Below are 15,749 nucleotides of genomic sequence, written 5' to 3' on the forward strand. Positions count from 1 at the left end.
TAAAGCTAGCTAAGCAAATTTTTTGCCGACCTCAAGTCGGCATAATTTTATCAACCGATTATCATCAGAATGACGAAACAAGCGCGCAATAAAGATTTTAAAAAATACCTAAAACTCACTAATCCAATTCATTTTTTAGCGGTCGGATTGGGCAGTGGGCTATCACCCATTATGCCTGGTACTATGGGATCATTAATGGCGATACCACTGTGGCTTTTATTTTGGGGTTTACAACCTGCTTTATATTGGGTTTTTATTTTAGTGACGTTTGTGTTTGGTTGTTATATTTGCCAAAAAACGTCGGATGATACCCATACTCATGATTCGGGTCATATTGTTTGGGATGAATTTGTCGGTATGTGGATAACGCTGTATTTCATTCCTCAATTTTCAATACTATGGGTGACGATTGCTTTTGTCGCATTTAGATTGTTTGATATGGCAAAACCTTGGCCTATTCGTTGGTTTGATAAGCGTGTGCCGGGCGGTTTTGGTATTATGGTCGACGATGTTATCGCCGCCATATTCTCTTCTTTATCTGTTTATGTATTAACATTTATTATTTAAAGATAGTTTCCCTTTAAATGATAATTTTCTTAACATAACGATTAAATTCAAAACATCTTTTGTGACCAACCTAGTTTGCTTGAAAGATTATTAAAATAATCATAATCCTTAGAGTGAATTAAATTAAACTCATAATCTGAGCGACGAATAATTACCTCTTGTGTTGGTTTAACTGGCAAGATAATTTGGCTATCGCAAGCAACATTAAGATCCAAAGCTGTTGTTGGAAATTTAAGATGGATAGGATTATCACTCTTAATTACTAATGGTCTGACCGCTAAAGAGTGTGGAAACATTGGTGTGATAATTAACGCATCTAAGTGCGGCGCAAGGATTGGTCCACCAGCTGATAACGAGTAAGCAGTCGATCCTGTGGGCGTTGCAATAATTAAACCATCAGCTCGTTGTGAAAATGCATTGCGCTCATTGATATACACATCATAATCAATCATATGCGCAACAGTATTAGGTGTAACTACAATTTCATTTACAGCAAAACCAGAATTAATTAACCGACCATCACTGTAGATAGACACTTCCAATAAAAACCGAGGATCATCATCATAGTCCCCTTTGATAACAGGAGTTAATTGCTCAATAACATGATCATGGGAAATATCGGTTAAAAAGCCTAAATTACCTCGATTTACTCCAATCACTTTAATTTTATAGTGCGACAATTGACGTGCCGAACGTAGCATATTACCATCACCACCGACAACAATGGCTAAGTCGGCTTGCTCACCAATCGTATCTAAAGTTGCGTATACACTACTAGGAAATTTTATATACTGCGCTAACCGATCTTCAACTAAAACTTGAATACCTAAGTTAACTAGCCAGTCATATAGAACCTGATGAGTTTCAATCGCCTCTAATTTACGTGGAATCCCAACCAAACCAACACATTTAAATGGTATACCCATAAAATATCCTTGTTTTTTTAACTTAAATATAAAGATTTTTTAGTTACCGATTAAAAAACACGATATCATCTTATCGTTAAACTTGTAATAATAAAAATTGCCCCCATAATAACTGTTATTCATTAAGTTTTCGACTAAATTTGGAGTACCGTATGACTGAACAAGAGAATAATATGTCAGAAAATGAAACAAACATTGAAGTCCCGGCTGAGCAAACTACTGAAGAACAAACGCCATCTCAACCAAGTGTTGAAGAGCAGTTAAAAGCCAAAGATACACGTATTGCAGAACTTGAACAAGCATTAGAAATTGCTAAAAAAAATGAAAGTGAAGCAATGATTCGTGCTCGAGCTGAAATTGATAACGTGCGCAAACGTGTTGAACAAGATGTGGACAAAGCACGTAAATATGCTCTTGAGAAATTCTCAAATGAGCTTTTACCTGTAATTGATAATCTTGAACGCGCATTAGAATCTACAGATAAAAATAATCCAGAACACAAAGCAACTGTAGAAGGATTAGAGTTAACATTAAAATCGTTTTTAGATACGGTCAAAAAATTTGGTATTGAAGTGATAAATACGGCTGATTCACAATTAAACCCAGATCTACATCAAGCGATTAGTATGGTTGAATCACCAGAACACCAATCAGGACAGATCGTCAATACTATCCAAAAAGGCTATACACTCAATGGTCGACTTATCCGACCTGCTATGGTGATTGTAGCTAAATAATGAAAGCTTAAATAAAAAACCGCCAAATTAATGGCGGTTTAATTTATCGATTCTTTTGCTCTTCACGAGCTAGCTTTTTCATCTTTTGCTCAATACGTTGACGCTTTAATGGCGAGAGATAATCGACAAAGAGTTTACCTTTTAAGTGATCCATTTCATGCTGGATACAAATTGCCAATAGTTCATCAGCATCAATTTCATAAGGTTTACCATTACGATCTAATGCCTTGATTTTGATTTTTTCTGATCTTGGAACAAATCCACGGCAGTCAGGTATCGACAAACATCCCTCTTCAATGCCAGTTTCACCTTCTTGGCTTATCACCTCAGGATTGATAATCACATAAAGTTGGCTTCTATCTTCCGACACATCAATCACAATAATCTGCTCATGTACATCTACTTGTGTAGCTGCAAGTCCAATACCATTTTCGGCATACATGGTTTCAGTCATGTTATCGATAATGTTTTGTAGCTCTGGTGTAAAATTAGAGACAGGCTTTGCAATTTTGCGAAGTCGTTCGTCTGGGAAACGTAATACCGGTAAAATAGCCATAAATTCTTCGATCTACTCCTCAATTTTGTATTTTTTCAAATTCGCCTACATTGTAAACATTTATTATGCCTATGAATAGATTTAGTTGACTATTACTAAAATATATCTAATCAATCCTTCTAGATATGGCACAAAGCAACAATGTAGAGGAAAAAGGACTGTAATGAGTAAATATGAGTTTTTGTTACGAATTTCAATGCTTGGTCAGAAAAGAAAGGGATATTTCGAGCAAATTGCTCACTATTTTAGTACTGGTCTACCTAATAAAATAAGAGATGTATCGCTATTATTAGAAAAAATAGGTTTATCCAAAACTCTCCAAGATCGTTTTTTTGAAACATCTTATCTTCATTTTGAGCCAATACTCGATTGGTTGGCAACACCTTACCCAGCCAAACATTTGATCGCGTATTGTGATTCCGATTATCCAATGTTACTTAAGCAAATTAGTTCACCACCATTATTGTTATTTGTTATGGGTAATAGGCAATTATTACATTCACCACAAATTGCCATGGTTGGTAGCCGTGAATTTAGTGAATATGGTGCACAATGGGGAAGATATTTCGCTGGCGAATTAGCAATTAATGGTTTAACAGTCACTAGCGGATTAGCGTTGGGTTTAGACGCTATTTGCCATAGAGGGGCTCTTGAGGTATCAGGAAATACTATAGCTGTTTTAGGTAGTGGATTAGCTCAAATCTCACCACGCTCAAACCTCCGATTGGCAAATGATATTTTGGCACAAAATGGCGCCATCATTTCAGAATTTTATCCATTTGAAAAAGCAAGATCCGAATACTTTCCACGTCGCAATCGTATTATTAGTGGATTAAGTTTAGGAACCTTTGTGGTTGAAGCATCTGAAAAAAGTGGATCACTAATCACTGCTCGTTATGCGCTTGAACAAAATCGCGATGTATTTGCCTTACCGGGTGATATCGATAATCAAAATAGTCATGGAACCCATTATTTAATCAAGCAAGGGGCTTATCTAGTCACTCACCCAACTGATATTTTAGAACACTATAGTGGCTTTTTATCAACAATAAATAGACAAAATAGTGTTGAGAATAAAGAGAGTAATACTGTTTTATATCCTGAAATATTTGCCGTTATTCGTCATCACCCAATTCCAGTTGATACAATTGCGGCCCTGGTTAATTTACCCATTCCTGAACTCACTATTAAATTATTAGATATGGAGATAGCAGGATTGATTATCACCGTTACTGGTGGTTACATTCGTAATCGGACAAAATAGAAAATTGTATCGCAAAAAAAGTTGAGGAGCGGGGTTTTTGAGCATAAAAAACCGCTGTAAAACCACAGCGGTTTATGAAAATAATAAGTGATTTATTTGTCGTCTACTTCAAGAGCGATTTCAGATAAGATAATGCCGGTATTATCAGCATAAATAAAGTCACCAGAGAAGAAAGTCACGCCACCAAAATTAACACGAATATCAATTTCACCAACGCCTTGATCATCCGAGCCAACAGGAATTGCTGCGAGTGCTTGAACACCAATTTCAGCATCAGCAATATAATCAACTTGGCGCACAGCACCATAGACGATGATACCTTCCCATTGGTTTTGCAGTGCAATATCGATTAATTCCGCATCTATCAATGCTCGGCGCACAGAACCACCACCATCAATAACCAATACTTTACCTGCCCCATTGGATTGTAATACTTCGTACAATATACCGTTATCCTCAAAACATTTCACTGTGACGACCTGGCCTGAAAACGAAGCTACACCACCAAAATTACTAAATATCGGTTCTACGACATTAACATCTTCTGGGTAGTAATCACAAAGAATTGATGTTTCAAACTCCATGGTAGAGTCTCCTTTAACTGTAATATTCATTCGATTCTAGTATAACGCTAACATTAAGTAAAACGATATAAATTTAGAATAAACGTGAGCTAGCTCAAAATAATACCCAAACAATAAAGTAAATTAGTTAATAAAGCAAGTTTGACCATTTGTATTAGTAACGGTGCAGCGTCATTAACCGTCTTAAATTTAAACACCGAATTGATATGTTTTATATATAGTGGCAATGTTAATAAAAATAGTCCACTCCAAAAAGTATGTAGATTTTTGTAAGCAAATAAACTAAATAGACAAAATGATACAATTAATAAAAGTAAGTGATAACAGCAACCGTAAGTTTTACCAATCAGCACAATCAATGTTCGTTTATGATGTTGTTTATCGCTTTCATAATCGCGTAGATTATTAATATTAAGTACTCCAACCGCTAATAATCCACTAGCAATTGCAGGTAAGATGAGTCGTGTCGATAACACTTTAGTCTGTAAGTAATCACTGCCAATTACCCCAACCAGCCCAAAAAAGATAAGGACAGAGAAATCACCTAATCCAATATAACCATAAGGTTTTTTCCCCATCGTATAGGTAATTGCTGCAATGATTGAGCATAATCCTAACAAGACAAAAATCAGAAGTTGTCGATAGTTGTTGCAGGCTAAAATAAGTAATGCAAGCCCTGAAGTAATACATAATAAAACGGTAATCCAAAGCGCTATTTTTAGTTGATTAAGCGTGATTAAACCTAATTGTAATCCCCGTTTATGCCCTGTTAAATTTTGTTGGTCACTGCCTTTAATTGCATCACCGTAATCATTAGCCAAATTGGATAAAATTTGTAATAACGATGCGGTAATGATTGATAGTAGCATAATCAATGGGTCAAAAGACCGTTGCCAATATGCTAGCGAATTTCCCATCAAAATAGCCGAAAGCGATAATACTAACGTTTTAGGGCGTAAACTAATAATCCATGGATAATATTTATTGGACATACGTTATTTATTTGAAAAATTTAAGCATTCATCATAACAGCTATTGATTGTATATTCACGTTTTAGCATTAACTAATTGAAGGTTTATTATTAACTTTTTTAGTATTTGAACGCACAAAGTTTTTTATTTTTTTGAAATATCTTCTCATTTTTCCTTCGCGTAGTGCTGCAATAAAAAAGCCTAGCGAACCATATATGACTCCGAGAAATAGAATCATAAATATATTAAATACATTATCTGACAAACCTAACCCCATCTGATTTACACCAGCAATCATATTTGTTGCCCATGTAGATGGTAACATTCGCGATACCGTTTGTACCCATAACGGCATAGCATCAAGAGGCCATATAGTACCGGATAGGTAAAATACGGGGGTAGTCAAAAAGGCTAAGGTTAGGTAAATCATCTCGGTTCGATGTAAACATTCAGTGAGTAATTTACTCAACCCCAACACAGCTAATAATAGCGGAAATGTCATAATAATAATTTCGGGTATGCTTGCTAATTGCCTATAGCCAAGAACCCAAGGCCATAATCCAAAAAGGACTAAAGACAAAAAGAGCCATATTGGTATAAGACCGCATAAACTTCCGAATATAACAATCTTTGGTGGTTTACCTTGGGGCAAGGAGTGCAAGGTGATATTGGTGCGCGTTGAGGCAATCAAAAAGGAGTGTTGCAACAACATGACAAGTAATCCAGGAAAAGTTATCGCCGCAAAACTAATCCCGGCATTATAAAGTGGCATTGTTTGTCCTTTTATTGGCGATAAGATGATATTAATCTGCGGATCAGAAAAACCAGCATTGCGCATTACCCGCGTATTATATTCGGTTAATATTTGTTGATATATTCCTCTAATATCAACTTGTATTAGACCATTAGCTAGACGGCTAGAAGCATCACCATAAGCAGGAATTGTCACCTCTTCACCGTTTAAAAGACGTTTTTCGAAATTTCTTGGAATGGTAAATACCGCAAATAATTTACGACTGTTAATATCATCATAAGCTTCTAATGAATTTTCATAAGTAAGCACATCGATTTTAGAGCTAGTATTTAAAGATCGAATCAAACTTCGACTTGTAGCGCTATGATCCTGATCAACAATTGCTACCGGCAAATTGGTGATGGTGCCATTAATATAAACTAAGCTCATTAATGAAACAGAAACTAATAGCAATAACCACATTGGTCGCATTAGCATATAAAAAAACATTTTTATAGCTGAAGATAAAAATAGCTTAAGCATCCAAATATTGCCTCTTACTGTGAATGTAAACGTTTGACTAAACGTTTTCTAACTAACACTGTAATAATTATTGGATAGATCATTAAAATCCCACATGTTTTTAATACAGATAGATAACTGGAATGTCGTAAAAAGAGATCGAATAATTTATTCAGTGCATAGGTTAAAGGCTCAAGTGACGAAATAAATCTTGCTATCCAAGGCATCGACAATTCAGGCACCACTACTCCTGAATAGGTCAACGCAAGCCCCACCAATACCCCAATATAGGTATATGCATCTAATACTGTTTTAGTAAATGTATAAAGCAAAATACCAATACTTTGCGCAGCAATAACATAAAAGAATACCACCAGCATCATAGCAAATGGCGAACCAGATACGCGCGCATCAGAAAATAAAACCAGCATTGCTATTTCAAACATCAATAACATGGTATACCAGATGGTATAAGGAGCGAGTTTACCTAATACAAATGGATAATTAGGCCGAGTCCGTTTAGGTAATCGCGATAGAATATGAATTGTTGTGGTCACTACAAATAATTGTAACAAATGAACTACCGCGGAAAATTGCTGGAAGTACATTGAGTTACCACTGGCATTAAATAACCCATCATAATTGAAATTAACTTGAGAAAGCTTAGGTACGGGCAAACCAATACTGGTTGCCATGGTCGTCCGATATTGCGTATTTAATGAAGCAATTAGGCCGGAATAGTCCATAATAGAGTATAAGCCAGCACTATAATATAAAGCATTATAATAAAGCATCGGCGTTGGTTGACGACCAGCTAACACATCGGCTTCAAAATTAGGCGGTATATAGAGAATGGCGTAAATTTTAGCTTTTTCTAAATCACGTTCAGCCATTTTTAACTGATTATCATAATTAATTAGATTTGCGTGCGCGCCAGCGTTAAGATCTCGAATAATTTCACGAGATAAGGTACTTTTATCTTGATCAACATAACCTACAGGAAGATCAAATAATACACCTCGATAAAATATACTGCTGATGATCACAAAAATAATCAGCGGTAAAATCCACATTAACCAATGGAAAGTAAAACGCTTAAATATAACTGGAATTTCATCGTTAAATGCTTCTTTAAAGCGATGCCAGAAATCTGAAATTAGTTGTCTATTTTCCATAATGTACTCATACCTGCGCGTAAGCCTTCAACAGGTTTAGTTGGATAAAGTCTAATTTCAAAGGTTTTCAAATCGAAATCACCCGTTGCTCGAGTAGCACGTTTAGTTGCATAATCGCCCATTGGTGAAATAAAACGAACTTCCGCTTCAACTTCTTTATTGCCAAGCGCTGGAACTTCCAACTTAACATGGTCACCCTTGTGAATATTCGGCATAATATTCTCACGAATATTAAACACAAAATAAGCTTGTGGTAATCGAATAACTGTTAATAGTGGGCTATTTGCATTAAACAGCTCACCTACTTCGGCAGGGATTGAACCAACCTCACCATCTACAGGCGCCTTGACTTGCAGATCATCATATTGAATCTGTAATTGTTTAAGTTGCTCTTCAGCCTCTTGCAATTTAGCATTATAGATCTCACGCTGTTCAATACGATCACCGTTTTTCGCTTGATCTAAATTGGCTTGGGCTGACAAAACCTGCTGATGAGCTGCATCACGCGTTTTAAGGGCATTATCTAATATTGATTGAGAAACAAAACCTTTTGCCGAAATGGCTTTATTACGATTGTACTCTTTCGAAGCATTATCATAAGAAACTTTTGCTTGTTCCAATAACGCTTCATAATAGCGAATACTTTCTTCACGAGTACCGTTTTGAGAAAGTTCAACTTGCGCTTTTGCTTGATCTCGCCCAGCTTCGGCAGCTTTAACTTGAGCTAAAAGCTCAGGACTGTCAAGCGTAATTAAGACATCATTTTGTTTAACATCATCGCCACGATTGACATGAATTACTTGCACTCGCCCCTTGGCTTTAGAGGATATGCTGACATTAGGTGCATCAACTTCGCCTTGCAAAATAAGCTGGCTGCTATGAGCACGTATTAAGATCGTCATTGAAATTAAAATAACAATCAATGCAATAACAATAAAAATTTTTTTATTCATAAATTTGTTTTGAGTGACAATTGTAAGATAAGGCCTAAAGAACTAGGATAATTGTATGCAATCAAGAATTAACATACTTCAAAAATGATTACTATATCATACGATATAACGCTTTATTTAAACAATCTAAGCTATATTTCTATGCCCAAATAAGGCTAAACGGGATTATTTACAACTATATTGAATGATATTCTATTTCACCCTTAAATAAATTTCAATAATTGTAAACCTCCATTTTAATAGATTTCATTTATAAATGTTATCAGTCAAAAGAAATAGATAAAAACCTACTTATTTAGTATGATATTTTACAATTGAAATAATAAGGCTTGAAATATGCAAAAAATAATTATTATTGGTGGTGGTGCCGGCGGTTTAGAGCTCGCTACTGACCTAGGTGATAAGTTAGGCAAAACGGACAAAGCTCAAATTACCCTAATTGATAAAAACAGTTATCATTTATGGAAACCATTATTACATGAAGTAGCAACGGGTGTACTTGATGAGCAAGTTGATAATATTTATTATGCATCTCAAGGACAACAACATAATTTCGAATTTACCCAAGGTACCTTTACTGACCTTAATCGGGACCAAAAACAAATCACTATTATCAATCATCAAGATGAATCAGTCGCTATTGATTACGATATTTTAGTTATTGCCATTGGTAGTACTTCTAACGATTTTGGTACACCTGGTGTTAAAGAACATTGTATCTTTTTAGACGATCAAAATGCAGCGATTCGCTTGCGAGAAACCTTAATAAATAAATTCACCAGTTTCTGTTCAATTATCGATAATGATCAAAGCACCGACGAAGATAAAATTCGAATTGCTATCGTAGGCGGCGGTGCAACTGGCGTTGAGTTAGCTTCTGAACTACCACACATGGTGGAAGCATTTGGTGCCTGTGGCCGTAATAAGATGTGTTCCGATCTTTTAGATGTGTCGGTTATTGAAGCAACAGATCGTATTTTACCAGCCCTACCAGAAAAGACTGCGGCAAGTATTACTAAAACACTTGAAAAACAAGGTATCCATGTATTAACCAAGACCATGATTACTAAGGCTGAAAGCGATGGATTTTATCCAAAAGAAGGCGATACTATTAAAGCCGACATTATGATCTGGACTGCGGGTGTTAAAGCTCCTGATTATTTAAAGGAAATTGCTGGATTAGAGTCAAGTCGTTCAAATCAATTGGTGGTAAAACCAACATTGCAAACTTCTCGTGATGACAATATTTTTGTTATCGGCGATTGCGCTTACGCAATGCAAGACAATGGTCATGCCTCACCACCTACTGCTCAAGCTGCACATCAAATGGCAAAAATTTGTTACGAAAACATTATCAACATATTAGATAATAAGCCATTAAAATCGTTTAAGTATACCGATAATGGCACAATCATTTCTTTACATGATACCGCGCAAGGTGTGGTTAAAATAGCAGGAAAAAGTGAAATGGGTGTAAAGGGATGGTTTGCGCTAATTATTCATCGATTGTTGTATCGAATGCATCAAGCTAGCTTGTTAGGTATTTTCAAAACGATTCGTTTTGCTCGTGCCAGTAAAGTTATGTACAAAACAAAATCGACATCTATTTTCAGTAATCGGGATTAATGACTAAAACACGACTAAAAGCTACTTAAAATTTATTTAAGTAGCTATTTTAGCTAATAATTTTATAATATTACCTTGATTTATTTTTTAAGTAGAAAATCATGCGTTCTATTTTGATTATTATATTACTTTTCACTACCTACACGACGGCCACAACAGATTACCTAGATGGCGATATTATTTTCCAATCTTCTCAATCAAACCAAAGCAAAGCGATTGAGCAAGCAACCAAGTCACCTTATAGTCACATGGGAATAATTTTTATTAAAAATGGAAAACCTTATGTCTTTGAAGCAGCATCTAAAGTGGTCTATACACCGTTTGATAAATGGGTAAATCGAGGAAAAAATAGAGAATATATAATTAAACGCCTAAAAGATCACACTTTATCACAAAAAGAAATTGCTAAGTTAAAACGAGTTGCTCATTCATTTGAAAATAAGCCTTACGATATTTGGTTTGGCTGGGATGATAAGTATATTTATTGCTCAGAACTAGTTTGGAAAATTTATAATAAAGCACTTAACTTAAAAATTGGACAATTACAAAGGATTAAAGATTTTAATCTGTCAGCACCAGCAGTTAAACAAAAACTAACTGAACGCTATGGAGATAAGATCCCTTATCAAGAAACCGTTATTTCACCAGTCGCTATATTCAATTCACCATTATTAATAACGGTAGATCAACATTGGTCGAATTAGATAAGTAACAATCTCTTAATTGGAGCAAAACTCTTACGATACAAATGGTTGATACCGTGTGATTCTATAGCCATTAGGTGATCTTTGGTGGGATATCCTTTATGCTTTGCCAATCCATAGTGTGGATACAATTTATCTAATTCAACCATTTCACGATCACGAGTCACTTTCGCAAGAATCGACGCTGCGCTAATTTCAGCAACAAGTAAATCGCCTTTAACGACGGCTTGTGTTTGAATACCAAATTCAGGACAACGATTGCCATCCACTAAAACATAATTGGGTTTGATTTTTAAACCAGACACCGCCCGTTGCATAGCCAACATAGTGGCATGAAGAATATTAAGCTTATCAATCTCATCGACTGATGCTCTTGCAACACTCCACGCTAATGCATTTTGCTTGATAATATCAAATAAAGCTTCACGTTTTTTTTCTGTCAGCTTTTTAGAATCGGTTAATCCCTCTATCGGTTTATTTGGATCTAAAATCACAGCAGCAGTAACAACATCACCACACAGAGGACCTCGTCCAACTTCGTCAACTCCGGCAATTAATGTGGCATCAGGGTAGGTAAATTCTAACAACAATGTGAATCCTCTAATACATCAAGTACAGCTTGTGCTGCTTGTTCATCTGCATTACAACGAATTTGTTTATGCAAAGCTAAAAATGTCGCTTTTAATTCGGTATTATCACTTTCTAAAAAAGGAAGAACATGATTAGCGATATTTTCTGGTGTACAATCATGTTGTAGCAACTCAGGCACTATTTCTTTACCTGCTAAGATATTTGGTAACGACACATAAGGCGTTTTGATTAACTTTTTAGCCAACCAAAACGTAAAAGCTTTCATTTTGTAACCGACAACCATTGGGCATTTAGCTAACATACATTCAAGAGCAACCGTTCCAGACGCTAAAATTGCCGCATTACTGGCAATCATTGCTTCACGAGCATGACCATCTAATAACTGCACATTAAGTTGTGGTGCGATTTCAGCTTTAATTCGCTCAAACTCTTGTCTCCTTTTCTCATTTGCTAAAGGAACCACAATATGTAAATCAGGAAATTTGTCACGTAGCAATTGAGCCGCCTTTAAAAAAGGCTCAGATAATAACGTCACTTCAGCATGACGGCTGCCAGGTAAAAGTGCTAAGCATTGGCAATTAAGCGGGATACCTAATTGTTGACGCATTGCGGTTTGATCTGGTTCTAAAGGAATGTCATCAGCCATTTTATGACCAATAAAACGACAAGGAACATCAAATTTATCGTAAAAGGCTTTTTCAAAAGGAAGAAAAGCTAAGATAAGATTAGTATTTCGTTTAATCTTAAACACGCGCTTTTGTTTCCAAGCCCAGACTGATGGGCTCACATAATGAATAGTTTTAATACCAGCTTGTTTGAGTTTACCTTCTAATGAAAGATTAAAATCAGGCGCATCAATACCAATAAATATATCAGGTTTTAGTTCAATAAGGCGTTTAGTGATATCTCGACGAATAGCTAAAATACGACGTAATCGACCTAATACCTCGACAATGCCCATCACAGACAGCTCTTCCATTTCATACCAAGCTTTACAGCCTTCAGCTTGCATTTGTGGTCCAGCAATTCCAACAAATTGAATATTTGGATGGTGTTTTTTGAGAGAACGAATTAAACCTGCACCTAAAATGTCACCAGATGTTTCACCAGCGATAAGTGCTACAGTTAAAGCTTTATCAGTCATTAACGAATAATGCCACGAGTCGAACGAGCAAAAAAGTCAGTAAACAGTTGAACTTCAGGGTACTGTTTAGCTAACGATTCAATTTCAACTTTAGCATCGTCAAGGGTTAACCCATTTCGATAAAGAATTTTGTAAGTATTACGAATAGCTTGTAGTGCTTCTTTACTAAAACCTCTACGTTTCAATCCTTCATAGTTAACGCCATGTGGTGTTGCATGATTGCCTTGTGCAATAACATAAGGAGGAACATCTTGGGCAACACCAGAACAACCACCAACCATTACGTGAGATCCGATAACACAAAATTGATGTACAGCTGTCATACCACCAATAATAACATGATTGTCTAACTGCACATGACCTCCAAGCGTTGCATTATTCGCTAAAATACAATTATTACCAATAATACAATCATGAGCAACGTGTGCATTAATCATGAATAAATTATCACTACCAATACGCGTTAACTCCCCCCCTTGAACAGTGCCACGATGAATCGTCACACTTTCACGAATCATATTACGATCACCAATTTCAGTGCGAGTTGGTTCTCCACGATATTTTAGATCTTGGTTAACTTCACCGATTGAAGCAAATTGATAGATTTGATTATTTTGACCAATTTTGGTGTGGCCATTAACGACAACATGTGATTTTAAAAAAGTGCCATCACCAATTTCAACATGTTCACCAATATAACAAAAAGGCCCGATTTTGACGTTATCACCAATCTTTGCCCCCTTTTCTATTACTGAACTTGGGTGTATTTCCGTTGCCATAGCAATTCCTTAATACATTTGGGATATTTCAAAATCAATATTATTTACGAGCACACATCATTTCGGCTTCACAAACCAGTTTACCATCAACTGTTGCAACACCATGGAACAATGCAATACCACGACGCTCTTTAATATATTCAACATCAAGTACGATTTGGTCACCTGGTACTACAGGACGTTTAAAACGCGCTTTATCGATTGAAGCAAAATAATAAAGCTGTCCTGGCGATAACTCTTCAATACTTTTAAAAGCTAAAATTCCAGTCGCTTGCGCCATCGCTTCTAAAATTAATACACCAGGGAAAATCGGTTTATTTGGAAAGTGACCTTGGAAGAATGGTTCATTAAAAGTAACATTTTTAATGGCCTTTAATGTTTTGCCTTTTTCATAACTAAGTACGCGATCAACCATTAAAAATGGGTAACGATGAGGCAGTAAACTTATGATTTCTTCAATATCAAGGGTATTAAGTTCGGTAGTCAAAATAGCTATCCTTATACAATATTTACTATAAATTGGATCTATTATAACTGAGGATACCACTTTCACTCAAGGAGTGATTTTTCAGTGTATTTTTACAGTTTTCAATAACAAATAAACCTAATTTTATATAAAAGATGCTTAAAAAATATTTTGTCTTATAGTAGATCATATAATACGATTGATATTTAACTAAAAGGTCGTTTAGCTTAGAGAGTGAATTGAACTCATTTATTAAATTGACATTAATAAGCAGTACTATCTTATTAACACTTACAGGCTGTAGTGATTTTCCTGTGTGTTTTTACAGTTTTCAATAACAAATAAAGCTAATTTTATATAAATTAATTAGATAAAAGATACGTAAAAACTATATTATCATATAATAGATCATATATAATACCGTGAATATTTAGCTAAAAGATCTTTTAACTTGGAGAGTGAAATGAAATCATTTATTAAAATGACATTGATAAGTAGTGCTATCGTATTAGCACTTGCAGGTTGTGATGATAAAAAAACTACCGAAGAAAACAAAACACCTGCTACTACAACGACAAATGCTACCGAAACAGCACCTGCACCAGCAGAAAATAAAGCAGAACCTGCGCAAGCAGAAAATAAAGCAGAGCCTGCACCAGCAGAAAATAAAGCCGAGCCTGCTAAAACCGATGATAAAGCTGAAAACACAGTTTCAACTTCAACTGAAAAAGCTGATTCTTTGAACAATAAAATAAAAATTACCACTGAAGCCCAAAAAGAGTCTTATGCACTAGGTTCTTCATTTGCTAACTACCTAAAATCAAACTTAGAACAAAATGAAGTAAAAGCAGACCAAGAATATCTAATCAGCGGATTTAATGAAACCATGAAAGGTGATTCACAACTTAATCAAGAAGAAGTGAACACAATTCTAGAAGCTTTCGGTAAACGTATCCAAGAAGAAAGCCAAGCGCGATTTGAAAAGCAAAAAACTGAAAATACCGCAGCGGGTGAAAAATTCCGTGAAGCATTTGCCAAAGAGCCTGGAGTAATAAAAACTAAATCAGGTTTATTATATAAAGTTATTCAAGAAGGTACTGGAGCTCACCCAACTGCCAAAGATACTGTTATCGTTCACTATGTTGGTACCTTAACTGATGGTCGTAAATTCGATAGTTCTTATGACCGAAACGAGCCAGCAACCTTCCCACTTGACGGTGTAATCAAAGGTTGGACTGAAGGAATTCAACTCATTGGTGTTGGCGGTAGAATTAAATTAGTTGTCCCACCAGAATTAGCTTATGAAGATAAAAGCTTGCCAAGCCAAGGTGACAATGCCAATATTACTCCTGCGTCAACTTTAGTTTTTGAAGTTGAATTGCTTGGTATTGATAAAGATAACAACGAAGAAGCTGTTCCAACTGTTCGACCAGTACAAGCACCAAACTAA

17 protein-coding genes are annotated in these 15,749 nt (G+C 35.7%); 6 read left to right on the forward strand and 11 right to left on the reverse strand.

The genetic code is table 11. The annotated features are described in order from the left end of the window. Window positions 1-69 precede the first annotated feature (69 nt). A complete protein-coding gene (locus J3U16_RS00685; RefSeq protein ID WP_267342349.1) occupies window positions 70-567 on the forward strand; it encodes a phosphatidylglycerophosphatase A in 498 nt (165 codons plus the stop codon). 47 nt (window positions 568-614) lie between these two features. Here J3U16_RS00685 and nadK read toward each other — a convergent pair whose 3' ends face one another. Then, on the reverse strand, window positions 615-1,493 hold the full coding sequence (nadK, locus tag J3U16_RS00690; protein ID WP_065733678.1) for an NAD(+) kinase: 879 nt from the start codon (window positions 1,491-1,493) through the stop codon (window positions 615-617). Between the two features lie 152 nt (window positions 1,494-1,645). Here nadK and grpE point away from each other — a divergent pair, with 152 nt between their 5' ends. Further along, window positions 1,646-2,230 carry a nucleotide exchange factor GrpE gene (gene grpE, locus J3U16_RS00695; protein ID WP_065562718.1) on the forward strand — a complete coding sequence of 195 codons (585 nt, stop codon included), beginning with the start codon at window positions 1,646-1,648 and terminating at the stop codon, window positions 2,228-2,230. A 43-nt stretch (window positions 2,231-2,273) separates the two neighbouring features. Here the strand turns inward: grpE and def are convergent, their stop codons facing one another. Next, window positions 2,274-2,786 (reverse strand): peptide deformylase, encoded by a 513-nt coding sequence (def, locus tag J3U16_RS00700; RefSeq protein WP_065562719.1) that lies wholly within the window; start codon window positions 2,784-2,786, stop codon window positions 2,274-2,276. Between the two features lie 163 nt (window positions 2,787-2,949). On the opposite strand from def, the gene dprA reads away from it, so the two are divergent. Beyond that, window positions 2,950-4,050, forward strand: coding sequence for a DNA-processing protein DprA (gene dprA, locus J3U16_RS00705; protein WP_267330793.1), 1,101 nt, complete (start codon window positions 2,950-2,952; stop codon window positions 4,048-4,050). A gap of 92 nt (window positions 4,051-4,142) precedes the next feature. On the opposite strand, the gene rraA is transcribed toward dprA, so the two are convergent. The 5 genes from rraA to J3U16_RS00730 all read right to left on the reverse strand — a co-directional run bounded on the left by rraA (window position 4,143) and on the right by J3U16_RS00730 (window position 8,989). After that, window positions 4,143-4,634: a ribonuclease E activity regulator RraA gene (gene rraA / locus J3U16_RS00710; protein WP_220225416.1), complete on the reverse strand. Its 492-nt coding sequence runs from the start codon at window positions 4,632-4,634 to the stop codon at window positions 4,143-4,145. 89 nt (window positions 4,635-4,723) lie between these two features. Continuing rightward, window positions 4,724-5,626, reverse strand: a complete 903-nt coding sequence (locus tag J3U16_RS00715; protein WP_267330794.1) for a 1,4-dihydroxy-2-naphthoate polyprenyltransferase — start codon at window positions 5,624-5,626, stop codon at window positions 4,724-4,726. A gap of 68 nt (window positions 5,627-5,694) precedes the next feature. After that, window positions 5,695-6,882, reverse strand: a complete 1,188-nt coding sequence (locus tag J3U16_RS00720) for an ABC transporter permease (RefSeq protein ID WP_220225418.1) — start codon at window positions 6,880-6,882, stop codon at window positions 5,695-5,697. Window positions 6,883-6,896: 14 nt separating this feature from the next. Further along, entirely contained in the window at window positions 6,897-8,036 is a 1,140-nt protein-coding gene (locus tag J3U16_RS00725) for an ABC transporter permease (RefSeq protein WP_065562723.1), read from the reverse strand. Then, window positions 8,018-8,989: an HlyD family secretion protein gene (locus J3U16_RS00730; RefSeq protein ID WP_065562724.1), complete on the reverse strand. Its 972-nt coding sequence runs from the start codon at window positions 8,987-8,989 to the stop codon at window positions 8,018-8,020. Before J3U16_RS00730 ends, J3U16_RS00725 begins: the two co-directional genes overlap by 19 nt. A gap of 336 nt (window positions 8,990-9,325) precedes the next feature. Here J3U16_RS00730 and J3U16_RS00735 point away from each other — a divergent pair, with 336 nt between their 5' ends. Beyond that, window positions 9,326-10,615, forward strand: a complete 1,290-nt coding sequence (locus J3U16_RS00735) for an NAD(P)/FAD-dependent oxidoreductase (protein ID WP_065562725.1) — start codon at window positions 9,326-9,328, stop codon at window positions 10,613-10,615. 101 nt (window positions 10,616-10,716) lie between these two features. Beyond that, the gene (locus J3U16_RS00740; protein ID WP_267342350.1) at window positions 10,717-11,319 is read left to right on the forward strand and encodes a YiiX family permuted papain-like enzyme; all 603 of its coding nucleotides are present in this window, start codon (window positions 10,717-10,719) and stop codon (window positions 11,317-11,319) included. Here the strand turns inward: J3U16_RS00740 and rnhB are convergent. Genes rnhB through fabZ form a run of 4 tightly spaced genes read right to left on the reverse strand, consistent with a single transcriptional unit; the run spans window position 11,316 to window position 14,320 of the window. Continuing rightward, window positions 11,316-11,909, reverse strand: coding sequence for a ribonuclease HII (rnhB, locus tag J3U16_RS00745; protein ID WP_176701522.1), 594 nt, complete (start codon window positions 11,907-11,909; stop codon window positions 11,316-11,318). The two genes, J3U16_RS00740 and rnhB, sit on opposite strands and share 4 nt — an antisense overlap. Then, window positions 11,900-13,054, reverse strand: a complete 1,155-nt coding sequence (lpxB, locus tag J3U16_RS00750) for a lipid-A-disaccharide synthase (protein WP_267342352.1) — start codon at window positions 13,052-13,054, stop codon at window positions 11,900-11,902. Before lpxB ends, rnhB begins: the two co-directional genes overlap by 10 nt. After that, complete coding sequence (gene lpxA / locus J3U16_RS00755; RefSeq protein WP_065562729.1) at window positions 13,054-13,833, reverse strand: acyl-ACP--UDP-N-acetylglucosamine O-acyltransferase; 780 nt, start codon at window positions 13,831-13,833, stop codon at window positions 13,054-13,056. The genes lpxB and lpxA overlap by 1 nt, the downstream gene beginning before the upstream one ends. Before the next feature lie 40 nt (window positions 13,834-13,873). Beyond that, a complete protein-coding gene (fabZ, locus tag J3U16_RS00760) occupies window positions 13,874-14,320 on the reverse strand; it encodes a 3-hydroxyacyl-ACP dehydratase FabZ (RefSeq protein ID WP_034882348.1) in 447 nt (148 codons plus the stop codon). Between the two features lie 442 nt (window positions 14,321-14,762). Between fabZ and fkpA the strand changes: the two genes are divergently transcribed. Next, window positions 14,763-15,749: an FKBP-type peptidyl-prolyl cis-trans isomerase gene (fkpA, locus tag J3U16_RS00765; protein WP_267330798.1), complete on the forward strand. Its 987-nt coding sequence runs from the start codon at window positions 14,763-14,765 to the stop codon at window positions 15,747-15,749.

Origin of the sequence: Gilliamella sp. B3023, from assembly GCF_026536845.1 — a bacterium.
GTDB classification, from domain to species: Bacteria; Pseudomonadota; Gammaproteobacteria; order Enterobacterales; family Orbaceae; genus Gilliamella; species Gilliamella apicola_E.